The sequence below is a fragment of the Halomicrococcus pelagicus genome (assembly GCF_051917725.1).
In the GTDB taxonomy this organism is placed as follows: domain Archaea; phylum Halobacteriota; class Halobacteria; order Halobacteriales; family Haladaptataceae; genus Halomicrococcus.
Window position 1 is genome coordinate 16,913 of the sequence record NZ_JBQBLX010000002.1, and the last position, 24,505, is coordinate 41,417.

Genomic DNA, 24,505 nt, shown 5'->3' on the forward strand with positions numbered 1-24,505 from the left:
TACACATATTTGCATATTCCGCTGGTGACGACGGGGCGTCGCCGCCGCCCGGCGACCCGACGCTCACTCCTCGAACGTGGTGAGCGCGCCGACCGGCGCGTCCGTACAGGACTTCGCGCGTTCGATGCCCTCCTCGCCGACGGCGATGAGCGCGAAGACGCCGCCCACGTCGGCGTCGGCGCGCTCGGCGATGTCGAGCAGGAGTTCCTGGGTCTCGCCGGAGCGGACGAGGTCGTCGACGACGAGCACCGTCTCGCCGGGGTCGATGGCCGACGCCGGAAGGTAGTAGGTGAGTTCGATGCCCGACGCGAGGCGCTGGCGCGATTCGATGAACTCCTCGACGGCCGTCTCCTTCGACTTCTTCGCGTACGCCGACCGGGCGCCGAAGTAGCTCGCCATCGCCGACGCGAGCGTGATACCGTCCGTCGCCGCCGTCAGCACCACGTCGGGCCGGCCGAAGTCGAACGTCTCCGCGGCGACGGGCGCGACCAGGTCGAGGAACGACTGGTCGAAGACGACGGCGGAGTTGTCCACGTATCCGTCCGCGTCGAGTCGCGTCCGCGCGTGGAGTTCCTCGGCCAGTTCCTCGCGGCCGACGCCCGACACGACCGTCTCGGCGCGGTCGGCGCTCGGCAGGACGTGACCGTTCACGTACCGGTTCAGGTCGCCGGCCGGGAGTCCCGTCACCGCGGCGAGTTCGTCGTAGGTCCGAGTCTCTTTCAGCATCCGGAGAACGGAGACGGCCTGCAACTGCAGGCTCGCCTTCTCTGCACGGTTCATACCCCGACCCTCACGTTCGCGTAACCTTGAACACGTCGATGCCGAACCGGGAACGACTAGACACGGGCGTGTACCTCGACCGGCGGTGCCGGTCAGCGGTCCGCGAGGAAGTCCGGTTCGAGTCGGCGCTCGTCGCACTCGCGGTCGAGGTGCTCGCAGAACGTGGCGAGGTCGACGCCGCCCGCTTCGCGCTCCGCGCGGTCTCGGACGGAGACGGTTCCCTCGGCGGCCTCCTCGCTACCGACGACGAGCATGTAGGGGACGCGGTCGTCGTGGGCCGCGCGTATCTTCTTGCCGAGCGTCCAGTCGCGGTCCTCGACGTCGACCCGGAACTCGCCGAGCGCGTCCGCGACGTCGCGGGCGTACTCGCGGTCGTCCCCGGTGACGGGGAGCACGCGCACCTGTTCGGGCGCGAGCCACGTCGGGAAGTCGCCGCCGAGATGCTCTATCAGGACGCCCATGAACCGGTCGAGCGACCCGAGCAGGGCGCGGTGGACCGCGACCGGGCGGCGCTCCTCGTTGTCCTCGTCGACGTAGACGAGGTCGAGGCGCTCGGGGATGTTGAAGTCCACCTGCACGGTGCCGATGGTCCACTCCCGGCCGATGGCGTCGCGGACGTCGAGACCGATCTTCGGACCGTAGAACGCGGCCTCGCCCGCCTCGACGTCGTAGGCGAGCCCCTCGGCGTCGAGGGCGGCGCGCAGCGCGTCCGTCGCCGTCTCCCATATCTCGTCGCTGCCCACCGCGTTCTCGCCCTTCGTCTCCAGCTTGTACAGGACTTCGAGGCCGAACTCGTCGTAGATGTCCTCGATGACACGGATGGTCCGCGTCAGTTCGGCTTCGAGTTGGTCGGGGCGGACGAACGCGTGCCCGTCGTCCTGGGTCATCCGGCGCACGCGGAGCAGGCCCGACAGTTCGCCGGACTGCTCGTTGCGATAGACGTCGCCGAACTCCGAGAACCGCACCGGCAGGTCGCGGTAGGAGTAGCGCCGCCGGTCGTAGAGGTGGGCGTGGTTCGCACAGTTCATCGGCTTGAGACCGTACTCGGTTCCCCCTTGCTCCCACGCGAACATCTCGCCCTCCTCGCGGAAGGCGTCGTAGTGCCCCGTCGGCTTCCAGAGGTCGGCCTTGTTGAGTTCGGGCGTCGACACCTCGTCGTAGCCGAGTTCGGCGTTCTTCTCGCGAACGAACTCCGCGAGTTCGCGGCGGACGGTCATCCCGTTCGGGTGGTAGTGGGGACAGCCCGGCGAGTGGTCCGGCACGGAGAACAGGTCGAGTTCCCGGCCGAGCTTCCGGTGGTCGCGCTCCTCGGCCTTCCGCCGCCGGTCGAGGTAGGCGTCGAGGTCGTCGTCGGACTCGAACGCCGTACCGTAGATTCGCGTGAGCATCTGCTCGTCCTCGTCGCCGCGCCAGTACGCTCCCGCGATTTCGAGCAGCGAGAACGCCTCGACGTCGCCCGTCGACGCGACGTGCGGTCCCGCACAGAGGTCGACGAACTCTCCCTGCCGGTAGAACGTGACCGGCTCGCCGGCGTCGACGACGTCGTCGAGCAACTCGCGCTTGTACGGCTGGTCGGCGAGGCGCTCGCGGGCTTCCTCGGGCGAGACCTCCTCGCGGACGATATCGTGGTCGGCCTCGACGACGTCCCGCATCTCGGCCTCGACGGCGTCGAGGTCGTCCTCCGCCACGTCGACGCCGTCGAAGTCGTAGTAGAAGCCCTCGTCCGTCGGCGGACCGATGGCGAGCTTCGCGTCCGGATACAGCCGCAGGACTGCCTGCGCGAGGACGTGCGCAGCGGAGTGACGCAGGACGCGGCGGTAGACCTCCGAGTCGGGGGTGACCACCCGGAGGTCGACGTCGGATTCGATGCGCTGTTCGGGCGCGACCAGCTCGCCGTCCACGAGGCCGGCGACGCAGTCGTCGCCGAGGCCGGGACCGACGTCGTAGGCCACGTCTTCGACCGTGACGGGCTCCGGGAAGGCGCGTTCGGAACCGTCCGGCAGCGATACCACTACCCGTGACTCTGAATCTTGTCGTGACATGTGTCGAGAAGGGTGCCGCGGCTCGCGGTGCGTTCGTGAGCGACGCGAACGGCCCGGAGGCGAGGCTCCGGGGCGTGCGAGAGCGGGCAGGAAGTCGACGATGGCTGGGGCTAGGTGGTTATCGGGCGAACGCCCGGCGTGTAAAGTAGCCACCAGCCATCGTGTGCTCACTCGTGATAGTTACGGAATCGTATAAGTATCTTCCGTCGGTTTCGGCGTCGGGCCGCGACCTACGACTTCAGCCCGCTCCCGGTCAGCGCGACCACGACGTCCTCGTCGTCGCCGAGGACGCCGCGCTCGCGGTAGGCGGACAGTCCGGCGACGGCGACCGCGCTAGTCGGTTCGACGTAGAAGCCCGACCGGCGGAGCGCGTCCAGGGCGTCGTCGGTGACGTCGGCGTCGAGCGCGATGGCGTCGCCGTCGGTCGCCTCGACCGCGTCGAGTATCTGGTCGCGGCGCGCCGGACGGGTTATCTGGATGCCGTCGGCCACGTCGTTGCGCTCGCCGTCGGCGTCGCCGTGCAGTTCCGCGGCGATGGGCGCGACGCCGTTCGCCTGGACGCCGAGCAGGCGCGGCATCTCGTCGGTCCAGCCCGCGTCGACGAGCGCGCGGAACCCGCGGTACGCGCCGAGGAAGAGCGTGCCGTGGCCCAGCGGCGTGACGACGGCGTCGGGCACCGACCAGTCGCGCTGGGCCGCGACCTCCAGGGCGAACGTCATCGTCCCCGCGAAGAAGGCGGGGTTCCAGGCGTGGCTGGCGTACCAGCCCTCGCCCGACTGTCGCGGGTTTCGCCCGCTCTCGCTGTCCGCGGGCCGTCGCCCCGCGCCCTCATCCTCCGCGGGCCGTCGCCCCGCGCCCTCATCCTCCGCGGGCCGTCGCCCCGCGCCCTCATCCTCCGCGGGCCGTCGCCCCGCGCCCTCATCCTCCGCGGGCCGTCGCCCCGCGCCCTCATCCTCCGCGGGCCGTCGCCCCGCGCCCTCATCCTCCGCGGGCCGTCGCCCCGCGCCCTCGACGCTCCGCACGCAGGCGTCGGTCACGTCCTGGCGACTCCCCTCGACTCTCACCGTGGTCGCGCCGGAGCGCTCGATGGCGGCCAGCTTGGACTCCTTGACGTCCGCGGGGACGTAGATGTCGGCGTCGATTCCCGCCCGCGCGGCGTACTGGGCGATGGCCGCGCCGGCGTTGCCCGAGGAGTCTTCGAGCACCCTCTCGACCCCGAGTTCCGCGGCCCGCGAGAGGGTGACGGTCGCGCCGCGGTCCTTGAAGCTCCCGGAGGGGAACACGCAGTCGAGTTTGAACTGCGCGTCCCAGTCGGGGGCGTCGGCCAGGGGCGTGAACCCCTCGCCGAGGCTGACGACGCGGCGGACCGGGAGGAACTCCTCGAACGCCCACAGCCCCTCGCGCGTGTCGAGTTCGGAGAAGTCGGGGGCGGGGCCGTCCGGGAGCGGGCGCTCGGCGAACTCGAGGGGGTGACCGCAGTCGCAGCGCCACGGCTCTCCGGGGCCGGGGTCGTAGGTCGCACCGCAGTCGGGACAGACGAGCGGGGAGGGCATACTCCCGGCTTTCGGCTCCACGTATCAATACTTGTTGGACGCCGGGCGAGAATCGGGCGTTCAGTACTCGTCCACGTCGGTGCCGACGGAACAGACGTACTCGCCGGTGGCGACCTGGGGGAGGCGACGCGCGCGCCAGAAGATGCCCCGCTGGTCCGCCGTCACCTCCGCCTTCAGCGTGCCGAACACGTCGGTCACCTCGAACAGCACGTCGCCCGGTTCCACGGCGTCGCCGAGGTCCTTCTCGAAGTCGACGACGCCGCCGCTGGGCGCGCCGTAGCGGTCGAACCCCGTCGCCCGGGTCTGGGGCTGGAGTTCCACGTCGCCGTCGAGAAAGCCGTAGTGCCGGAGGACGTTGAACACGCCCTCGACGCCGTACCGGATGCTCTCCTCGTCCCAGCCGACGGAGCCGCCGAGTTCGGGGTCGATGGTCGGGATACCCTCGTCCGGCGCGGCGCGGGCGAGCTGGCCGTCCGGCCCTTTCTGGTCCAGGACGTACCCGCAGCCGAACACCTTCGCGAGTTCCAGGCAGGCGTCGTGGAGGCGGTGGCGCGGGCCACAGCGCACTCGCGCCTCGTTGAGCATCCGACTGGTCGAACCCTGGTGGAGGTCGAGAACGAGGTCCGCTCGCGAGGCCACCTCGAAGGTAGCCGCCGCGATGCGTTCGCTCGACGTCCCGGATTCGTTGCCGGGGTAGGTGCGGTTCATCTTCGTGTCGTCGATGGGGTTGCGATGCTCCGCCACCTGGAAGCCGTGGTAGTTGACGACGCCGACCACGAGCACCGTGCCGGCGAGCTGCTTGGGGTCGAGCTGCGGGACGACCCGCTGGACGACGCCGAGACCGTTGAGTTCGTCGCCGTCACTGACCGCCTGGAGGTACAGGGTGTCTCCGTCGTCGGCACCGTTGACGACGGCGACCGGGAGGCCGAACTGGCTCCCGTCGCGCGTCTCACCGACCGCAAGCCGGCCCGTGTCCATCTCCCCGGGGGCCGCGCTCGCCGTTCCGAGCGTTGTCATTACAGTTACACCGTGACCGAACTGCCTTTAGCCGTTCGGTCTACTACGTTCTCGCCCTTTCGTCGGGCGAGGAGATCCCCCTCCGGAGCCAGCCGTGCGTGCGCGTAGCTACCGTATCTTTTTGCCACGGAACGCGCAACTCCCGCACATGGCGACCGACGAGGAGCGCGTCGACGCGCTCGCGCCGTTCCGGCAGTTCCTGGCGCTGGAGCGAGACGTACTCGTCCTCTCGCTGGCGATGTTCGCGTTCAGCCTCGGCTTCCAGATGACCGGCCGGTACATGGGCCGGTACTTCGAGTTCCTGGGCGCGACGAGCGTCGTCATCGGTCTCTACGGGAGCTTCGGCAACCTCATCAGCGCCGTCTACCCTTATCCCGGCGGCGCGCTGTCGGACCGCATCGGCTCGCGAACCGCGCTCACCCTCTTCGGCCTCGCGTCGACGCTCGGCTTCCTGCTGTGGTTCGGCGCGCCCGCCTTCGGCGCGGTTCCGGGCGTTCCGGCGTGGGGCTGGCTCTTCGTCGGCCTCGCGCTCGCGCAGGCCTGGAAGTCGTTCGGACTCGGCGCGACCTTCGCCATCGTGAAACAGAGCGTCCCGCCCACCGAACTCGCGACGGGGTTCGCCAGCACCGAGACGTTCCGGCGGACCGCGTTCCTGCTCGGCCCGCTGCTGGCGGCGGGACTCATCGCGGCCTACGGCTTCGACCCCGGATTCCGGTACGTGCTCGGCGTGGCGGCGGCGTTCGGCCTCGTCGCCACCGTCGCCCAGCGGGTCCTCTACGAGGCGAGCGAGGACTCGCTCGGCAAGTCGTTCGAGGGCGTCTCGCAGGTGGTCGACGACCTGCGGACGATGCCCGCGACGCTCCGGCCCCTGCTCGTCGGCGACACGCTCGTCCGGTTCGGGAACGGGATGGTGTACGTCTTCGTCGTCCTCGTCGTCACGCAGTACCTCGAGGTGTCGGCGACGCTGCCCGTCGTCGGCTACCTCGGCCCGGACGCGTTCTTCGGCGTGCTGCTGGCCGTCGAGATGGCGGTTGCACTGGCGACGATGGTGCCCGTCGCGAAGCTCGCAAAGCGCGTCGGACTCAAGCCGGTCGTCGCGCTCGGGTTCGTCGTCTACGCCGTCTTCCCCGCCCTGCTGGTCACCGCGCCCGACGGCGGGGTCGCGGCCACCGTCCCGCTGCTCGGCGGCGTCTCGCTCTCCGAGACCGCGCTCGTCACGCTGCTCTTTGCCGTCTCCGGCCTGCGGTTCGCCGGCCTGCCCGCGCACAAGGCGCTCATCGTCGGCCCGGCGGAGGCCGACGCCGGCGGCCGCGTGGTGGGGTCGTACTACCTCGTCAGGAACGCGATAACGATTCCGAGCGCGGCGGTCGGCGGCTGGCTCTACGGACTCGAATCGACGCGCGTCGTCGGGGCGACGGTCGGCGGTCCCGCGCTCGCGTTCGGTCTCGCGACGGTGGTCGGACTCGGAGGCGTCGCCTACTTCGTCGCGTTCGGCCGGGAACTGGACGCGTACGCCTGACGTCCCGTGACCGACGTGCCTTTCACCGACCGGACCAACGCTCGCCCATGGAACGGGACGTTCCCGACCGTCCACCGGCGAACAACCTCGTCGAGGCGCTCGACGTCCGCCGGAACGCGGCGGTCGGCTTCGCCGTCGGCGTCGCCGTCGCGGTGCTGCTGTACGCCTTCAGGGTCGGCGTCGTCGGGTCGGTCCGCGGTCAGGCGGGCGGCCCCCTGACCTTCCTCGCCCTCGGCGTCGTGCTGGCGCTGACGCTCGGCGCGCTCGTGACGGCCGTGCTCGTGGCGCTCTCGGCTCGACGGCTGGCCCGCGAGGTCGACTAGCTGGTGAGTTCCCGGAGCCGTTCCGCGCTCGAACGGGTTCCCTTCGCCAGCAGCACGTCGCCGGCGCCGAGTTCCGTCGCCGGTCCCGGCGAGATGACCCAGTCCGCCGGCGGACGGCGCACCGCGATGACGCGCATCCCCGTCTCGGTCTCGACCCGCTCGTCGCCCAGCGTCGTCCCGTCGAACCGGCTGCTGGCCGCGACTTCGACGCGGACGATGACCTCGTCGCTCTCCTCGATGGCCTGCTCGACCACCGGATGGGTTCCCAGTCCGCGGAGCACGCCCTCGCTTATCTCGACCGCCGCGTCGCTGATGACCTCGGTGCTGTTGGCGAGGTGAACGAGTCCGCGCAGCGAGACGGGGTCGTCGGTCTGGGCGGCCGCCCGGAGCACCCACGCCTCGAAGCGCGACTGCAGCGCGTCGACCTCCGCCTCGAGTTCGACGACCTCCTCGGCGACACCCTCGCTGTCGAAGAGGACGCTCCCGTACGCCAGGTCGACCGCGAGTTCGCTCATGTTCTTCATCAGGACGATGGAGTCGACGGCGCGTTCGAGGTCGGCGTCGTCGTCCGTCGGCGGTTCCGGCGACTCGTACGCCGTCCCCGTCGCGGCCTCGTACACCGTCGCGATGCCCTCGTCCGGCCCACGCAACAGCAGGCGGTCGCCGGAGCGAAGGTCGGTGTCCCTGTCCGGGTTGAGCAGCCAGTCGCCGCCGCGGTGGATGGCGATGACCCGGACGCCCGTTTCGGTCTCCAGGTTCAGCGCGCCGAGCGTCGTCCCCTCCAGCTCGGAGCCGTCGACGACTTCGGCGCGCAGGAGCGACTCGATGGCTTCCGGGAGCGACGCGCGCATCGCTTCCGGCAGGCCGATGTCCTCGAGGACGACCTTGGCGATGTCGCCGGCCGCGTCGCTTATCTTCTCCGCCGCGCCGACGACGCCGAGCACCGGCGCGAGCTCTTCGGCGTCGTCCGGGCTCCGCGCCGCCATCAGCAGGCTCATCCGGGCCTGCAACTGGAGCACGTCCATCCGGTCTTCGAGGTCGAGTACCTCGGTCGCGATGTCGTCGCTGCCGTTGAGCACTGCGGAGAACGAGAGGTCGATGAGCAGCTCCGCGGTGTCTTTCATCTCCGCGAGCACCTCCTTGACGCTCCTGGGTTCGTACTCCACCTCGCTCGCGGAATCCATACGTCGGGATTCGTCGGCTGCTCGTAAAAACGTTCGTAGCGCGGTCCCGGGACCGGCGGTGGACCAGCGGTGGACCGCCGGTTCGCGTCGAGCGAGTCGCCCCCGTCCGTCCTCTCGCCGGCGAGAGAGCGGGGCGCACACGGAGATTCCGACGGGAACCGACCTGTTCGCCGAATTCACATCCGCCACGAACGATAATCCTTTTCGGGGTTGCCAATCAACTCTTACAGTATGTCAGACGAGGTCAAGAAAGGTCTGGAGGGCGTGGTAGTCGCTGAGTCGGCTCTCAGTCACATCGACGGTGACGCAGGCAAACTCATCTATCGCGGATACGCCATCGAGGACCTCGCACGAGAGGCGAGCTACGAGGAGGTGCTCTATCTCCTCTGGCACGGCTCCCTCCCGAATCGCGACGAACTCGACTCGTTCAGCGAGTCGATGGCCGACGAGCGTTCCGTCGACGAGGACGTCCTGTCGACGGTCCGCCGACTGGCCGAAGCGGACGCCGACCCGATGGCCGCGCTCCAGACGACCGTCTCGATGCTGTCGGCCTACGACCCCGACGACTCCGAGACGGACCCGGAGGACTACGAGGCCAACCTCCGGAAAGGGCGGCGCATCACCGCCAAGATTCCGACCATCATCGCGGCGTTCGACCGCTTCCGGAACGGCGACGAACCGGTCGAGCCGCGCGAGGACCTCGGCCACGCCGAGAACTTCCTCTACATGCTCAACGGCGAGGAGCCGGACGAGGTGCTCGCGGAGACGTTCGACATGGCGCTCGTGCTCCACGCCGACCACGGCCTGAACGCCTCGACGTTCTCGTCGATGGTCACGTCCAGCACGCTCTCGGGCGTGCACAGCGCTATCACCAGCGCCATCGGGACGCTCGCCGGTCCGCTGCACGGCGGCGCGAACCAGAACGTCATGAAGATGCTCAAGGAGGTCGACGACGCCGACCAGGACCCCGTCGAGTGGGTGAAGAACGCACTGGACCGCGGCGACCGCGTCATGGGCATGGGCCACCGCGTCTACAACGTCAAGGACCCCCGTGCCAAGATTCTCGGCGAGAAGAGCGAGGAACTCGGCGAGGCCGCCGGCGACACGAAGTGGTACGAGATGTCCGTCGCTATCGAGGAGTACATGCAGGAGGAGAAGGGCCTCGCGCCGAACGTCGACTTCTACTCCGCGTCGACGTACTACCAGATGGGCATCCCCATCGACGTCTACACGCCCATCTTCGCCATGTCCCGGGTCGGCGGCTGGGTCGGCCACGTCCTGGAGCAGTACGACGACAATCGCCTCATCCGGCCGCGGGCGAAGTACGTCGGTCCGGAGAACCAGGAGTTCGTTCCGCTCGACGAGCGCTGAACCGGTAACCGCAGGACGACCGCCTATTTTCGACGAGTCGAGTACGCGACCGAGCCTCGCGAGCGCTCACTCGCCGCCGTCGAGCAGGACGTCGAGCATCGCCTCGACCGCGTCGAGTTCCGGCTTGACGACGCCGTGGCCCATCCCCTCGAATATCTGCTCGGTCACGTCGCCGTCCAGGTCGCGGAACGTCGCCGTCGTCTCCTCGACGCGCTCGACGGGGATGTGAGGGTCGCGGTCGCCACAGCCGAGGTAGACGGGCGTCCCGTCGAGCGACCCGTCGTAGTCGCGGGGCGTCCCGTCCGGTCCGATGAGACCGCCGCTGAGTCCGGCGACGCCGCCGTACCGCCGGGCGTTGCGCGCGGCGTACTCCGTCGTCAGGCACGCTCCCTGCGAGAAGCCGGAGAGCAGGATTCGCTCGGGGGCGACGCCCGCCGCCGCGAGGCCGTCGACGACGGTTCCGAACAGCGCCAGCGCGGACGAGAGGTGCGGTTCGTTCGCGTCGATGGACGCGAGGAACGACTGCGGGTACCACTCGTTCCCGGCCGCCTGCGGCGCGACGTACGCCACGTTCTCCCGCCGGAACTCGTCCGCGAGGTCGAGGATGCCCTCGGCCGTCGCGCCGCGGCCGTGGGCGAGCACCACCGCGGCGTCGGCCTCGTCGGGCGACGCGCCGGTGGTGGCGACCGGCTGATTGGCGTGCGGGCCGTCGACGGCGTCGGTGGCGAACCAGGTCATCGGTGCGGGGTTCGCGCTCGCGACACCTACAGTTTCCGCCGCTTCCCCGTTTCCGCTCTCCGCCGGCTACTCCGTGCTTCCGCGCTCCGCCATCATCTTCGCCGCGCGGGGAGCCCAGCCGCCCCAGTAGAAGCCGGCGCCGACGACCGCCGTCGCCCAGACGTAGTACAGCAGGATGCCGGCGTACACCGCGACGACGCGGTAGCCGAGGTAGACGCCGAACAGCCACGAGAAGCCGACCATGAAGCCGAACATGCCGGTCGTCCGCGCGAGGAACGGCGTCTTCGTGTCGCTGCCGCCCTGCAGCGACCCCGCGAGGACCACGTAGGAGACGAGGAACGGCGCGGCGACGCCGTAGGTGCGGGCGAACTCGGCGGCGTAACGCGCGGTTCTCGCGTCCGAGGTGAACAGGCGGACGAGCGGTTCCGCGGCGACGAACAGCGCGACGCCGATGGTACCGACCGTCAGGAGACCGAGCGCGGTCGTCGCCCAGCCCTCGAACCGCGCCCGGTCCGGGTCGCCGTCGCCGAGCGCCTGCCCGACGACGACGCTGGCCGCGACGTTGTACCCTCGCGAGAGCGGTCCGGTCACCTGCTGGTACACCCGGCGACCGATCTGGTAGGCGGCGTTGACCGACGTCCCGAACGACAGCAGGATGGCGTTGAACGGGAACTCGGCGACGGTCGCCGCCAGCCCCTCGGCGATGCGCGGCGCGCTGACGGTGAGCAACTGGCGCGTGATGGTCCAGTCGCGCGGCCGGACGAACGACGCCGCCGTCCACGAGGTGCGCATGGCCAGCAGGAGCGCGACCGCGGTGAAGACGTTGCCGACCGCGGTGGCGGTCCCGACGCCGACGATGCGCCACTCCGGGAACGGACCGAGACCGAGGCCGAGCGCGACCGTGCCCCCGATGTTCAGCAGGTTCGAGACGACGTTGACGTACATCGGGGTGCGCGTGTCGCCGGTGCCCTGGAGCGACCGCGCGCCGATTAGCGCGACGTGGCGGGCGGGCGCGGTGACGAAGATGATGGCGAGGTAGGTGCCGCCCATCGCCGCCACGCGGTCGGGCGCGCCGAGGACGGAGATGGCGAACTCCCCCGCGAGCAGTCCGAACGCGACGAACGGCAGGCCGGTGAGCGCGCCGACGAGGATGGCCTGCGTGACCGCCTCGTCGCGGTTCGCGGTCGCGCCGCTGCCGGTGTCCTGGCTGGAGAGCGCGATGGCACCGCCGCCGAGTCCGAGACCGATGCGGAGCGGGAGGCGCGCGTAGAGGTCTGCGAGACCGATGGCCGCGACCGCGGCGGGCGAGAACAGCCCCGTGACGACGATGTCGGTGGTCCGCATCAGCGTGCGGAGCACCTGCTCGGCCATCACCGGCCACGAGAGGTCGAACACGCGCCGCCAGACCGCCAGCACGCGCGCTCGCAGGGGGCCGGCCTCGGTCGCGTCGGTCGTCACGCAACGTGATTCTCGTGCAGAGGGTTTGGGTGTACTGGAAGGGGTAACCTAGAACAGTCCCGTGACGAACCCGAGGCCCATCAGTATCAGGACCGCCGCGGAGAACGCCGGGAGGTAGTCGGCGTAGCGCTCGGCGCGCTCCTCGTAGCGCTCGTACCCGGCGATGAGCAGCAGCGTCAGGCCGACGATGCCGAAGATGACCGTCAGCGCGTAGATCGTCATGAGTTCGAGGCAGTACTGCGACCCCGAACAGAGCAGGATGATCTCGAACTCCTCCTCGTGGGCGAACCCGAGCAGGAAGGCGAAGCCCGCGATGCCCCACAGGCCGCGGTCGGTCGCCTCGTCCATCGAGCCGTGAGTGTGCCCGCCGACGAACGGGAGCGCCGTCTTCACCGTCGCGAGCAGACCGTCGTCACCGTGGTCGTGGTGGTCGTGAGAGTTCCCGTGGTCGTGAGAGTGGCCGTCGTGAGAGTGGTCGCGATGGCCGTGAGAATCCCCGTGGTCGTGCGAACCGCCATGGTCGTGGGAGTGGCCGTGGAAGTACTCCCGGACCCCCAGCGCGACGAGCAGGACGCCCGCGACGACGCTTACCGGACCGCCGACCTGCACGCCGAACACGGTCAACGGCTCGTTCACCTGCGCGAGGTCGAAGTACCGCTTCGCCCAGAAGAACGCGAGCACCATGGCGATGCTGCTGACGAGGTGGCCGACGCCGATGACGAAACTCGCCGCGAAGCCGTAGAGCCACTTGTTCGTCTGGTCGAGCGCGTAGGAGGCGGCGACCGGCCAGCCGTGGCCCGGTTCGACGCCGTGCGCGAGACCGAGTCCGACCGTCCCGACCAGCACGGCCAGTTCCACGTCGAGCATCGACCACGACTCGGTCCGGTTCCCGGAAAGTGGTTGTTATTATCGAACGTCTGAAGGCGTAATACCGCGAACGCGACACCATGCGAACTAGCCTCAACGTACCGGAGGGCGTGCTGGACGCGTTCGACGACACGTGGCAGCGACAGGGCCTCGACTCCCGCTCGCGTGCGGTGCGGGAAGCCATGCGCGAGTACACCGAGGCCCACTCGCAGTTCGAGGACCTCTCGGGCGACGTGGCCGCCGTGCTGGCGTTCGATTACGAGCACGGGTCCGTCGTCGACGACCTGCACGCCATCCAGCACGAGTTCGACGCCGTCGTGGACGCGACCAGCCACGTCCACCACGGCGACTGGTGTCTCGAAACCGCCTTCTGCCTGGGACCGGCCGAGCGCGTCCGCGAACTAACCTACCGCCTGCGGGACTTCGACGCCGTCGGGCGCGTGAAAGTGCTGTCGCTCCGCCCGCGATGAGGGTCTTCGTCTACGGGACGCTCACCGACCCCGACCGCGTCGCGACGGTCGTCGACTCGTTCGCGTTCGTCGGCGACGCCGTGCTGGAGGGACTCCACCCCGAGGACGGGCGGTACCCGACGCTGGCACCCGGCGGCCGGACCGGCGGTCGCATTCTCGCCACGCCGGACGTCGCTCCCATCGACGCGTACGAGGGCGTCGACAGCGGTCTGTACGTCCGGGTCGACGTTCCGACGACGGCGGGCGAGACGGTCGCCGTCTACGTCGGCGACCCCGACGCCCTCGACGCCGACGCCTCGTGGCCGGGCGACGGGCCGTTCGCCGACCGCGTCCGCCGGTTCGTCGCGGAACGGTCGGTCCGCGTCGACGTGGCGGGCGCGAGCGACTGACGACGGGACGGGCGACCGTCCTCCGCGCGCCGACCGTCAGACGCCGCGCTGACGGAGGGCAGACGGCGAGATTTTCCCGACGCCCTCTTGCGTTTTCACTTTCACCTCGGCCACCGGGAGTTTAAGTAGGCGCGGTCGCTGGACTCCAGTGCGGTCACACGCTCCGCGCTCCTCGTTCTTTCCCCTTCGACCCGGCCGACGAGCCGTCAGTCCGCCGGGCTGGATGCGACCTCGGCCGCGCGTTCCAGCATCCCGTTGGTCGTCGTGTAGTAGTAGTACGCGCCGGTCCCGACTGCGCCGACGACGTTCGAGACGGTGACCGCCCAGAACACGGCGTGAACGCCGACGCCGTCCACCAGCAACACGCCGACCGCGGCGATGGGAAGGCGCACGCCCCAGTATTTCACCAGGTCGGCGACCATGCTCGTCCTGGTCTTTCGAGCGCCGTTGAATCCGGCGTTGAAGAGGGACATCGCCCCGATTCCCCAGTAGCCGAAGACGAGAATCCGGAGGTAGTCGACGGTGAGCGCGAGGCCGTCGGGAGTGAGGTCGGGGACGAAGAGGTTCGCCAGCAGTTCGGGGACGAACCACTGGACGACGCCGATGAGCGAGAGGCCGACGACGGCGATGGCTGCACCGACCCACGTCGTCCGACTGGCCCGCATCGGATTGGCGGCCCCGATGTTCTGTCCGACGACGCTCTGGGCGGCCTGTGCGAGTCCGCTCGCCGGAATGAACGCGACGCTGGCGATGCGAGCGCCGACGGTGTACGCCGCGAGCGCGGCCGACCCCCCGGCGGCGGCCGCGATGCCGATGATGAGGACGCGCACCGACTGGGCGGCGGCGTGCTGGCCGGTCCGCGGAAGCCCGACGTCGACCAGTTCGCGTGCGTCGTCGAGGCGGAGGGTCGCCGAGGCCCTGGTGAGGGTGTAATCGTCGCGGCCCCTGAGCATCATCCCCAGCGCGAGCAGGAACCCGGCACCGTAGCCGAGGCCCGTCGCGAGCGCCGCGCCCTGGATGCCGAGTCCGTCGAAGCCGGGAATCCAGTACCCGAAGATGAGGAACGGGTCGAGGACGACGTTGACGACGACGGCGGTGACGTTGATGTACAGCGCGGCACGGGAGTCGCCCCAGCCGATGAACCCCATCTCGATGGCGTCGCTCATACCCATCACGGGGAACGCGAGCGCGTAGGTGGCGAGGTAGGTGGCCGCCAGCCGGGCGACCGCCGGCTCCGCTCCGAACAGCGCGATGACGTTCGGGGAGAGCGCGAAGACGGTGACGGCCAGCGCCAGTCCGGTGCCGAGCGCGAGGACGATGCCGTGGAACGCCGCCCGGCGCGCGCCGGTGAGGTCGTCGGCACCGACACGCTGGGAGACGAGCACCTGCGTCCCGGCGTTGATGCCGACGAAGATCGCGAGGAGGAACGCGGAGAGCGGGAAGTTCAGTCCGACGGCGGCGACGGCGTTCTCGCCGAGTCGACCGACCCAGAACGTGTCGATGACCTGCTGACCGACCTGCACGAAGTTCTGCATCACCAGCGGAGCGGCGAGAACGAGGAGAGCCCGCGTTAGCGAGCCGTCCGTTATTTCGTCCCGTGAGACGTCGAGCATGGTTTAGGTCTATTAGGATGTTGTAAAATCCCGCTGGTATTTATAGATACGGACGGGTACGTCTGCCACGGTCCGGACGAGGGGCATTTCTCTGCAAGTGACGACTACCCGTCGAATAACTCTTTCCAGTGGCTCGTCAGAGCGAGTCCGGCCGCGTCTCGCGTCCCGGAGAAAAAGTCGGCAGCGCCGTCTGGCGAACCGGACGGCGGAAATCGGCGGTCGGTGCGTCGGTTACCCGGTCTGGTGCCTGGTCCGTTATTCGGTCTGGCGCTGTTCGGCTCCCTGTTCGGCGGTGCGCTCCTGCCGCCGGGCGACTCGTCGATTCATCTTGGACATCTTGTACCCCGTGTAGAGGAGGTACACGCCGGCGAGGCCGACGATCACGTAGACGAGCGCGGCCACGGTCTCGGCGACGCCCGGCTGGAAGACGACCTCGCTCGCCGCATCGACCATGTTGAGTCGCGTGTCCGTCAGACTCGTCACGCCGATGACACCCCAGTTTATCGCGCCCACGATGACCAGCAACAGACTCAGCCAGTCCCACCCGTTTATCCTCATGTCGCTCGCTACGGCGTCGTCGTTCTTTGTTATGCGGGGGTTACGGGAGGGAAACGGAACGAAACCCTGATTTCGCCGGGTAAAGGACGGCGTTCGACCGCCATCGGAGGTCGACGGCGGGCGGACGACGGTAGCGGAACGGCGGTGAACGCTCGGCGGACCCGCCGTGCGGGCGGATACCGCATCCTTTTGTCGGCGCACCTCCAACCCATCATCCATGAGTCGCCGCCGGAAACCCGACTGGCTGAAGATGCAACCCCCGTCCGGCCAGGAGTTCACGGGCATCAAGCAGACGCTCCGGGACCACGACCTCCACACGGTCTGTGAGGAGGCGAACTGTCCGAACCTCGGCGAATGCTGGAGCGGGCGTGGCTCCGACAGCGGCGGTACAGCGACGTTCATGCTGATGGGCGACCAGTGCACGCGCAACTGCGGGTTCTGTGACGTGGACACCGGCGGCGGACAGCCGCTCGACCCCGACGAGCCCGCGAACGTGGCGAGCGCGGTGGCCGAAATCGGCCTCGATTACGTCGTTCTCACGTCCGTGGACCGCGACGACCTCGAGGGGCAGGGTGCGGCCCACTTCGCGCGGACCATCCGGGAGATCAAGGAGCGCGACCCGTCGATTCTCGTCGAGGTGCTGATTCCGGACTTCCAGGGCGACGAGAAGCTCATCGGGAAGATAATCGACGCGAAACCGGACGTCGTCGCTCACAACGTCGAGACGGTCGAGCGCCTCCAGCAACCGGTGCGCGACCCGCGGGCGGGCTACGAGCAGAGCCTCGCCGTGCTCGAACAGGTCGAGCGCGAGTCGGACATCTACACGAAGACGAGCATCATGCTCGGGGTGGGCGAGTACGACCACGAGGTGTACCAGACGCTCTCGGACCTCCGGGAGGTCGAGGTCGACGTCGTCACGCTCGGGCAGTATCTCCAGCCGTCGCGCACCCACCTCGACGTGGAGTCGTACGTCCACCCGGCGAAGTTCGAGACGTGGCGGCGGGTCGCCGAGGACGAACTCGGGTTCCTCTACTGCGCCAGCGGTCCGATGGTGCGCTCGTCGTACAAGGCGGGCGAGCTGTTCGTGGACGCCGTCGTCCGGGACGGGAAGTCGGTCGAGGAGGCCAGAGACGAAGCGCGGCGAGCGGTCTCCGCCAGCGACTAGTCGGACGACTCCTCGTGGACCCGTCGCTGAAAGAGGAGACGAACGGGGCTCTCTCCACCTGGCTGATTCGACGCAATTCTTGCCGTTTGTCCAGCTAATCCCCGGATAACCGCGGCAGGTTCTTCACGAACGCAGATTATATGCGGAGTAATTTTATATTTTCGAGCGTAACTCGGTACTGGGTGGTGATTTCGACGAGAAATTGCCGCCAGAGGGATAGCTATGAAAATTGGTTACGAAAACCCTATAACCCGAGCGAAAGATTTTCTGTACATGTCAGGACGGGTCCGACCGTGAGCATCGTACATCAAGATCCCCGTGAACGCGTACAGGTGCTGGACGTGGACGGTAACGTCGTAGAGGACGCGGACGTACCCGACCTCTCCGACGAGGAGCTAGTGAACATCTACAGCGAGATGAAACTCGCTCGTCGCTTCGACGAGCGGGCGGTCAGCCTCCAGCGGCAGGGTCGGATGGGTACCTACCCGCCGCTCTCCGGGCAGGAGGGGGCACAGATCGGGAGCGCCCACGCGCTGTCCGACGACGACTGGATATTCCCGAGCTACCGCGAACACGGCGCGGCGCTCGTTCGCGGTCTGTCGCTGAAACAGACCCTGCTGTACTGGATGGGCCACGAGCAGGGTAACGCCATCCCCGACGACGCGAACATCTTCACCGTGGCAGTGCCCATCGCCACCCAGATTCCCCACGCGACGGGCGCGTCGTGGGCGTCGAAGCTCAAAGGCGAGGAGAAGGCGTTCCTCTGTTACTTCGGCGACGGCGCGACCAGCGAGGGCGACTTCCACGAGGGGCTGAACTTCGCCGGCGTCTTCGACACGCCGACGGTGTTCTTCTGTAACAACAACCAGTGGGCCATCTCGGTCCCGCGCGAACGCCAGACGGCCAGCGAGACCATCGCCCAGAAGGCCGAGGCGTACGGCTTCGAGGGCGTGCAGGTCGACGGCATGGACCCACTCGCCGTCTACAAGGTCACGCGCGACGCCGTCGAGAAGGCGAAAAATCCCGGCGAGGACGACCTGCGCCCGACGCTCATCGAGGCGGTACAGTACCGCTTCGGCGCGCACACGACGGCCGACGACCCCTCCGTCTACCGGGACGACGACGAGGTCGAGCGCTGGAAGCAGAAAGACCCGATTCCGCGGCTTGAGTCGTTCCTCCGGGACACGGGACGGCTCGACGACGAGAAGGTCGAGGCCATCGAGTCGGAGATAGAGAACCGCGTCGCGGACGCCATCGACGCGGCGGAGGCCGTCGAGCGCCCCGATCCCGAGGAGATGTTCGCGAGCGTCTACGAGGACATGCCCAAGCGGCTACGGGAGCAGCTCGACTGGTTCGAGCAGATTCGCGAGAAGCACGGCGACGAAGCACTTCTGGAGGACTAAATCATGAGCCAGGCCGAAACCACGCAGGAAACCGAGAATCTCACGCTCGTTCAGGCGGTCCGGGACGGACTGTACACGGAGATGGAACAGGACGACGACGTCATCGTCATGGGCGAGGACGTCGGCAAGAACGGCGGCGTGTTCCGCGCCACGGAGGGACTCTACGAGGAGTTCGGCGAGGAGCGCGTCATCGACACGCCGCTGGCGGAGTCCGGCATCGTCGGGACCGCCATCGGGATGGCCGCGTACGGCCTGAAGCCGGTGCCGGAGATGCAGTTCTCCGGGTTCATGTACCCGGCGTTCGACCAGATAGTCTCCCACGCTGCGCGCCTGCGGACGCGCAGTCGCGGTCGGTTCACGTGTCCGATGGTCGTCCGCGCGCCGTACGGCGGCGGTATCCGCGCGCCCGAGCACCACTCCGAGTCGATGGAGGCGATGTACGCCCACCAGCCCGGACTGAAGGTGGTCATGCCGAGCACGCCGTACGACACGAAGGGACTGCTCACGAGCGCCATCCGCGACCCCGACCCGGTCATCTTCCTCGAACCCAAACTCATCTACCGGGCGTTCCGCGACGAGGTGCCCGAGGAGTCCTACGAGGTGCCCATCGGCGAGGCCGCGGTCCGCGATGAGGGCAGCGACATCTCGGTGTTCACCTGGGGTGCGATGGTCCGACCGACGCTGGAGGCCGCCGAGAACCTGGAGGGCGAGATCGACGTCGAGGTCGTCGACCTCCGGACGGTGTCGCCGCTCGACGACGAGACCATCGTCGAGTCGTTCAAGAAGACCGGTCGCGCGGCGGTCGTCCACGAGGCCCCGAAGACCGGCGGTCTCGGCGGCGAAATCGCCGCCACCATCCAGGAGGAGGCACTGCTGTACCAGGAAGCGCCCGTCGAACGCATCACCGGCTTCGACACGCCGTTCCCGCTGTACAGCCTCGAAGACTACTACCTGCCCGAACCGGCCCGTATCGAGGAGGGCATCCGGGACGCGGTGAGCTTCTAACATGGTACGCGAATTCAAGCTTCCGGACGTTGGCGAGGGCGTCGCCGAGGGCGAACTCGTCAGCTGGCTGGTCGAGGAGGGCGACGCCGTCAGCGAGGACCAGCCGGTCGCGGAGGTCGAGACGGACAAGGCCATCGTCGAGGTACCGTCGCCCGTCAACGGGACGGTCCGCGAACTGCGCGCCGAGGAGGGCGACGTCGTCCCCGTCGGCGACGTCCTCATCACGTTCGACGTGGAGGGCGAGGAGAGCGAAGAGTCGACCACCGAGAGCGCCGAGAGCGAGGAGACGACCGAGTCCCAGGAGGAGGTCGCCGAAGAGCCGGCGGTCTCCGAGGAGGGCGAGGCGCAACGGGCCTCGGAAAGCGAGGAGACCGAGACGACCGAGGGACGCGTGTTCGCCGCGCCGAGCGCCCGTCGTCTCGCGCGCGAACTCGGCGTCGACATCGCCGCGGTCGAGGGCACCGGACCGAGCGGTCGCGTGACCGAACAGGACGTGCGCAACGCCGCCGAGGGCGGCGAATCCGGGTCGACGGAACCGGAGACGGTCGAGGCCCCCGCGGAGCCCGAGGCGGGCGACACCGGCGGCGTCGACGCCGAATCCGGCGCGCCGTCCGGGGCCGGAGCGTCGACGCCCGCGCAGCCCGAGTCGGCGGACCGCGAGCGCACGCTGGCCGCGCCCGCGACCCGGCGCATCGCCGAGGAGCAGGGCGTGAACCTGAACGCCGTCCCCGCCACCGAGGAGCGCGACGGCGAGGCGTTCGTCACGCCGGAGGCCGTGATGGAGTACGCCGAAGCGCAGCAGCAGGCCCAGCAGGCCGACGCCGCGGCGGTCGCGACGGGCGAGACGGGACCGCAGGAGGAGCGGGTTCCCTACAGGGGCATCCGGAAGACCATCGGCCAGCAGATGGAGCACTCGAAGTACACCGCTCCCCACGTCACCCACCACGACACCATCGACGTGACGGAACTGGTGGAGACGCGCGCGGAACTCAAGGAGGTCGCGGAGGAGCGCGGCATCCACCTCACGTACATGCCCTTCGTCATGAAGGCCATCGTGGCGGCGCTGAAGGACTTCCCCTACCTCAACTCCGCGCTGGACGAGGAGAACGACGAGATCGTCCTCAAGAACTACTACAACATCGGCGTCGCGGTCGGCACCGACCACGGCCTGATGGTGCCCGTCGTCGAGGGCGTCGACCAGAAGGACATGCTCCAGATAGCCTCGGACATGAACGAGTTGGTCCAGAAGGCCCGCGACCGCACAATCTCCCGCGAGGAGATGCAGGGCGGGACCTTCACCATCACGAACTTCGGGGCCATCGGCGGGGAGTACGCCACGCCCATCATCAACCACCCGGAGGTCGCCATCCTCGGTCTCGGCGAACTGAAACAGCGGCCGACTGTCGTTGACGGCGAGGTGGAGGCGCGCTACACGCTGCCCATCTCGCTCTCCATCGACCACCGCATCATCGACGGCGCGGTGGCGGCGGAGTTCGCCAACCAGGTGCTTGAGTACCTCAACAACCCGAACCTGCTCCTGCTGGAGTAGCGGTCCGACTTCTTTTCCGGTGGGGCGTCCGCGCGTCTCGACGGCGGGACGAGCCCGGGAGGCTACGGCGTCGCAGTGCGGACGACGTGTTCCCGACCGGTGCGGCGGGTTTCGACGTCTCCGAAGGGAGCGAGATGTTCCCGGAGGGTCAGTTCGCGGTGGCGGACGAACGCGAGTTCCCCGTCGGGCGCGAGCACGTCGCGAGCGCCGGCGAACAGCTCCGAGAGCACGTCGCCGCCCGCGTGGGTCGGCGGATTGCAGAGGACCCGGTCGAAGGTCCGGTCCGCGACCCCCGTGAGGCAGTCGGCCGTGACGACGGTCCCCGTCGCCCCCGACGCGCGGAGGCTACGCTCCGCGCACGAGGTGGCGACCGCGTCGTCGTCGCTGAGCCAGACCTCGCAGTCCGCGGCGAGCGAGGCGTACGCGCCGAGCGCGCCGTACCCGCAGGCGAGGTCCAGCACGCGGTCGCCGTCCGAAACCGTACTGGCCTCGGCGAGCAGTCGGGTGCCGTCGTCCAGCCCTCCGGCGGCGAACACGCCGGGAACCGTCGCGAGCGCGAGGTCGACGCCGTCGACGGTGGGGCGGCGCGTCCGCGGCGTGACGTACGACGGCGGGTCGAACGTCTCCGGTCGGATCGCTTCGAGGAGTCGGTAACCGTCTCGTTCGGCGACGGACGTCACGTCCGCCGCGACGTCGCGAAGCTGGTCCTCGTACCGGGCGAGGCCCGTCTCCTTCGACGCCGCCACGTAGGCGCTCCCGCCGGGACGGAGCACCGCGAGCGCGTTCGCGACGCGCTGTTTGCCGACGGCCAGCGGCGCGTACCGCTTCGGAGCGTAGGCGACGGTGTCGAACTCGCCTTCGAGAGTCGTCAGGTCCGCGACGACCGAAACCGACGCCTCGACGCCGTTCTCCCCGGCGTTGCGTTCGCACAGACGGGCCGCGCGGGCGCTCGTCTCGGTCATCTCGACCGCGGCGGCGGCGTCCGCGAGCACGACCCCGGTGACGCCGTAGTTCGCCTGCGGGCACAGGAGCCGACCGAGGTCGCGGTCCCAGAGCGACTCCAGCAGCAGTAGTTCGGGCGTCCGGAACGACCGCTTGGAGACGACGCCGTCGGCGGTTCGGAACCGATACTTCGGGCGCGCGCCGGACACCCGCGATTCGAGCGCCAGTTCGTAGGGCGCGCGCCTCATCGGCGGGTCCGCCTCCCGGTCTGCGGTTCGTTTCGGACGCGGTGCTGTCGGTAGCGATTCGGTCGTGGTGGAGCGGTGTCGTACATCGACGTGGGTTCGGCTGACTCGGACGGTCGGAAGGCGACGCAGCCCACGCCCTGCGCTCGCCGGTCGGGGCCGAGAGAATGCGCTCGCCGGTCGGGGCCGAGAGAAGGGGCTCACGCACGGCTACGCACAGAGCGCGGAGCCGGGTGCCAAGCAGCGTGACCGTCCGACGAGGCCCGCGACCGGTCGCGATTCCGGCCGCGTCGTCGGACGGCCCACAGTTGGCGAGCCAGCCGAACCCGGTCCGTTCCCGGAATCACCGGAACGGCGGAATCGGCCTGGAGCCGCTGTTCAACGTGCGACCCGCTTCTCCCCGAATGGTAATAAAATTGACGTTCGGCCGGGACCGGACGGCGAGAGAAGGGTCCCCGCTCCGCCCGACGCTCCGCCGACGGCCCCGTCCGACCCGGATCGAACCGCTACCGCGTCAGTTCGCGAGCCAGTCGCCCGCCCACGCCGCAGCGCCGATGCCGACCATCGCACCCCCGACGAGGTCCGCGGTCGGCGCGACCACGAGCGTCGCGCCGATGGCTATCAGGAGGGCGGCCAGAATCTCGTCGCGGTACCTCCCGACGACGCGCGCGAGGGTCGGTCCGTCGCCCGGGTCGGTGCTCGTTCCCATCACCTTCCAGTAGCGCCGTCACCCACCCACTACTGTGGGTTGCTATGACATGCCATTTTTCAGTGGGGACGCCCGAATCCGCCTCATTTTTTACCCGGTAGCCTGTCGTTTCGCGTAATGGTCGTCGGAGACATCTCGACCGGAACGGACGTGCTAGTCGTCGGCGCTGGACCGGGTGGCTACGTCGCCGCCATCCGCGCGGGCCAGCTCGACCTCGACGTAACGCTCGTGGAGAAAGACGCCTACGGCGGCACCTGCCTGAACTACGGTTGCATCCCGTCGAAGGCGATGATCACGGCGTCGGGACTCGCCCACGATGCGAACAACGCCGAGGACATGGGCATCTACACGAAACTCGACGTGAACTACGCCGAGATGGTCGACTGGAAGGACGGCGTGGTCGACCAGTTGACCGGCGGCGTCGAGAAGCTCTGCAAGGCCAACGGCGTCGAACTGATGGAGGGCCGCGCCGAGTTCGCGGGCGAGAACTCCGCGCGAGTCGTCCACGGCGGCGAGGGGCAGGGCGCGGAGACCGTCGAGTTCGAGCACGCCATCGTCGCCACGGGGTCGCGGGCCATCCAGGTTCCGGGCTTCGACTTCGGCGACGACCCCGTGCTCGACTCCCGACAGGCCCTGGCGCTCGACGACGTTCCCGAGAGCCTCGTCATCGTCGGCGCGGGCTACATCGGGATGGAACTGGCCGGCGTGTTCGCGCGCCTCGGCTGCGACGTCACCGTCGTCGAGATGCTCGACTCGGTGCTGCCGGGGTACGAGGACGACCTCGCGCGCCCGGTGAGGAAGAAGGCCGACGACCTCGGCATCGACTTCCACTTCGGCGAGGCCGCCAAGGACTGGGAGGAGTCCGGCGGCGGCATCACCGTCAGGACCGAAGACGAAGACGGCGAGATATCGGAGTTCGGTGCGGAGAAGGTCCTCGTGGCGGTCGGACGCGAACCCGTCACCGACACGCTCGAACTGGAGAACGCCGGCATCGAGACGGACGACGGCGGCTTCATCGAGACGGACGACCGCACTCGCACCGAGGTCGAGCACATCCACGCCATCGGCGACGTGGCCGGCGAACCGATGCTCGCGCACAAGGCGAGCACGGAGGGCCAGGTCGCCGCCGAGGTCATCGCCGGGGAGCCCGCGGCCGTCGACTACCAGGCGATGCCCGCCGCGGTGTTCACCGACCCCGAAATCGGCACGGTCGGCATGACCGAGGAGGAGGCAGAAGAGCAGGGCTTCGAGCCGACCGTCGGCCAGTTCCCGTTCCAGGCCAGCGGTCGCGCGCTCACGACCAACCACGCCGAGGGCTTCGTCCGCATCGTCGCCGACGAACCGAGCGGCTTCCTGCTCGGCGCACAGATCGTCGGACCGGAGGCCTCGGAACTCATCGCCGAACTCGGCCTCGCCATCGAGATGGGCGCGACCCTGGAGGACGTCGCCGCGACCGTCCACACGCACCCGACGCTCTCGGAGGCCGTCATGGAGGCCGCCGAGAACGCGCTCGGCCACGCGATTCACACGCTGAACCGGTAGGGCGAGAGCTCTCGCCGTCGCTCTTCTTCTCCTTCGACCTCGCGAGCGCCGACCGCGGACCGT

The 24,505-nt window shown here is 69.0% G+C and carries 22 protein-coding genes; 10 read left to right on the plus strand and 12 right to left on the minus strand.

The window, feature by feature from the left end:
* Positions 1–63: 63 nt before the first annotated feature.
* From ACTF4R_RS04865 to ACTF4R_RS04880, 4 genes are all read right to left on the minus strand, one after another.
* Positions 64–780: a phosphoribosyltransferase family protein gene (locus ACTF4R_RS04865; protein ID WP_440006707.1), complete on the minus strand. Its 717-nt coding sequence runs from the start codon at positions 778–780 to the stop codon at positions 64–66.
* 92 nt (positions 781–872) lie between these two features.
* Complete coding sequence (gene thrS, locus ACTF4R_RS04870; protein ID WP_440006709.1) at positions 873–2,822, minus strand: threonine--tRNA ligase; 1,950 nt, start codon at positions 2,820–2,822, stop codon at positions 873–875.
* A gap of 230 nt (positions 2,823–3,052) precedes the next feature.
* The gene (locus tag ACTF4R_RS04875; protein ID WP_440006711.1) at positions 3,053–4,375 is read right to left on the minus strand and encodes a pyridoxal-phosphate dependent enzyme; all 1,323 of its coding nucleotides are present in this window, start codon (positions 4,373–4,375) and stop codon (positions 3,053–3,055) included.
* 60 nt (positions 4,376–4,435) lie between these two features.
* Positions 4,436–5,392 (minus strand): succinylglutamate desuccinylase/aspartoacylase family protein, encoded by a 957-nt coding sequence (locus ACTF4R_RS04880; protein ID WP_440006713.1) that lies wholly within the window; start codon positions 5,390–5,392, stop codon positions 4,436–4,438.
* Between the two features lie 148 nt (positions 5,393–5,540).
* Between ACTF4R_RS04880 and ACTF4R_RS04885 the strand changes: the two genes are divergently transcribed.
* Together ACTF4R_RS04885 and ACTF4R_RS04890 are read left to right on the plus strand one after the other, a co-directional pair.
* Positions 5,541–6,911 (plus strand): MFS transporter, encoded by a 1,371-nt coding sequence (locus tag ACTF4R_RS04885; protein ID WP_440006714.1) that lies wholly within the window; start codon positions 5,541–5,543, stop codon positions 6,909–6,911.
* 47 nt (positions 6,912–6,958) lie between these two features.
* Complete coding sequence (locus tag ACTF4R_RS04890) at positions 6,959–7,234, plus strand: DUF7536 family protein (RefSeq protein WP_113274443.1); 276 nt, start codon at positions 6,959–6,961, stop codon at positions 7,232–7,234.
* Here ACTF4R_RS04890 and ACTF4R_RS04895 read toward each other — a convergent pair.
* On the minus strand, positions 7,231–8,418 hold the full coding sequence (locus tag ACTF4R_RS04895) for a potassium channel family protein (RefSeq protein ID WP_440006716.1): 1,188 nt from the start codon (positions 8,416–8,418) through the stop codon (positions 7,231–7,233). The two genes, ACTF4R_RS04890 and ACTF4R_RS04895, sit on opposite strands and share 4 nt — an antisense overlap.
* Before the next feature lie 231 nt (positions 8,419–8,649).
* On the opposite strand from ACTF4R_RS04895, the gene citZ reads away from it, so the two are divergent.
* Positions 8,650–9,789 carry a citrate synthase gene (gene citZ, locus ACTF4R_RS04900; RefSeq protein WP_440006718.1) on the plus strand — a complete coding sequence of 380 codons (1,140 nt, stop codon included), beginning with the start codon at positions 8,650–8,652 and terminating at the stop codon, positions 9,787–9,789.
* A gap of 66 nt (positions 9,790–9,855) precedes the next feature.
* On the opposite strand, the gene ACTF4R_RS04905 is transcribed toward citZ, so the two are convergent.
* From ACTF4R_RS04905 to ACTF4R_RS04915, 3 genes are all read right to left on the minus strand, one after another.
* The gene (locus tag ACTF4R_RS04905; protein WP_440006720.1) at positions 9,856–10,527 is read right to left on the minus strand and encodes an alpha/beta hydrolase; all 672 of its coding nucleotides are present in this window, start codon (positions 10,525–10,527) and stop codon (positions 9,856–9,858) included.
* Positions 10,528–10,593: 66 nt separating this feature from the next.
* Complete coding sequence (locus ACTF4R_RS04910; RefSeq protein WP_440007566.1) at positions 10,594–11,898, minus strand: MATE family efflux transporter; 1,305 nt, start codon at positions 11,896–11,898, stop codon at positions 10,594–10,596.
* A 135-nt stretch (positions 11,899–12,033) separates the two neighbouring features.
* Positions 12,034–12,852, minus strand: a complete 819-nt coding sequence (locus ACTF4R_RS04915; RefSeq protein ID WP_440006722.1) for a sulfite exporter TauE/SafE family protein — start codon at positions 12,850–12,852, stop codon at positions 12,034–12,036.
* Positions 12,853–12,932: 80 nt separating this feature from the next.
* Here ACTF4R_RS04915 and ACTF4R_RS04920 point away from each other — a divergent pair, with 80 nt between their 5' ends.
* Together ACTF4R_RS04920 and ACTF4R_RS04925 are read left to right on the plus strand one after the other, a co-directional pair.
* Positions 12,933–13,322 (plus strand): CopG family ribbon-helix-helix protein, encoded by a 390-nt coding sequence (locus ACTF4R_RS04920; protein ID WP_440006724.1) that lies wholly within the window; start codon positions 12,933–12,935, stop codon positions 13,320–13,322.
* Positions 13,319–13,711, plus strand: a complete 393-nt coding sequence (locus tag ACTF4R_RS04925) for a gamma-glutamylcyclotransferase (protein WP_433628584.1) — start codon at positions 13,319–13,321, stop codon at positions 13,709–13,711. Before ACTF4R_RS04920 ends, ACTF4R_RS04925 begins: the two co-directional genes overlap by 4 nt.
* Before the next feature lie 206 nt (positions 13,712–13,917).
* On the opposite strand, the gene ACTF4R_RS04930 is transcribed toward ACTF4R_RS04925, so the two are convergent.
* Both ACTF4R_RS04930 and ACTF4R_RS04935 read right to left on the minus strand, forming a co-directional pair.
* Positions 13,918–15,324, minus strand: coding sequence for an MATE family efflux transporter (locus ACTF4R_RS04930; protein ID WP_440006726.1), 1,407 nt, complete (start codon positions 15,322–15,324; stop codon positions 13,918–13,920).
* Between the two features lie 255 nt (positions 15,325–15,579).
* The gene (locus tag ACTF4R_RS04935) at positions 15,580–15,882 is read right to left on the minus strand and encodes a DUF378 domain-containing protein (protein ID WP_440006728.1); all 303 of its coding nucleotides are present in this window, start codon (positions 15,880–15,882) and stop codon (positions 15,580–15,582) included.
* Between the two features lie 166 nt (positions 15,883–16,048).
* Between ACTF4R_RS04935 and lipA the strand changes: the two genes are divergently transcribed.
* The 4 genes from lipA (at position 16,049) to ACTF4R_RS04955 (ending at position 21,004) form a co-directional block, all read left to right on the plus strand.
* Positions 16,049–17,047, plus strand: a complete 999-nt coding sequence (gene lipA / locus ACTF4R_RS04940) for a lipoyl synthase (RefSeq protein ID WP_440006729.1) — start codon at positions 16,049–16,051, stop codon at positions 17,045–17,047.
* Between the two features lie 293 nt (positions 17,048–17,340).
* Positions 17,341–18,450 carry a pyruvate dehydrogenase (acetyl-transferring) E1 component subunit alpha gene (gene pdhA / locus ACTF4R_RS04945; RefSeq protein ID WP_440006730.1) on the plus strand — a complete coding sequence of 370 codons (1,110 nt, stop codon included), beginning with the start codon at positions 17,341–17,343 and terminating at the stop codon, positions 18,448–18,450.
* A gap of 3 nt (positions 18,451–18,453) precedes the next feature.
* Positions 18,454–19,455 (plus strand): alpha-ketoacid dehydrogenase subunit beta, encoded by a 1,002-nt coding sequence (locus ACTF4R_RS04950; RefSeq protein WP_440006732.1) that lies wholly within the window; start codon positions 18,454–18,456, stop codon positions 19,453–19,455.
* Between the two features lies 1 nt (position 19,456).
* Complete coding sequence (locus ACTF4R_RS04955; RefSeq protein WP_440006734.1) at positions 19,457–21,004, plus strand: dihydrolipoamide acetyltransferase family protein; 1,548 nt, start codon at positions 19,457–19,459, stop codon at positions 21,002–21,004.
* 62 nt (positions 21,005–21,066) lie between these two features.
* On the opposite strand, the gene ACTF4R_RS04960 is transcribed toward ACTF4R_RS04955, so the two are convergent.
* Positions 21,067–22,194, minus strand: a complete 1,128-nt coding sequence (locus tag ACTF4R_RS04960) for a methyltransferase (RefSeq protein ID WP_440006736.1) — start codon at positions 22,192–22,194, stop codon at positions 21,067–21,069.
* 511 nt (positions 22,195–22,705) lie between these two features.
* Positions 22,706–22,900 (minus strand): hypothetical protein, encoded by a 195-nt coding sequence (locus tag ACTF4R_RS04965; protein WP_440006737.1) that lies wholly within the window; start codon positions 22,898–22,900, stop codon positions 22,706–22,708.
* Positions 22,901–23,017: 117 nt separating this feature from the next.
* Here ACTF4R_RS04965 and lpdA point away from each other — a divergent pair, with 117 nt between their 5' ends.
* Positions 23,018–24,442: a dihydrolipoyl dehydrogenase gene (gene lpdA, locus ACTF4R_RS04970; RefSeq protein ID WP_440006739.1), complete on the plus strand. Its 1,425-nt coding sequence runs from the start codon at positions 23,018–23,020 to the stop codon at positions 24,440–24,442.
* Positions 24,443–24,505: the final 63 nt, after the last annotated feature.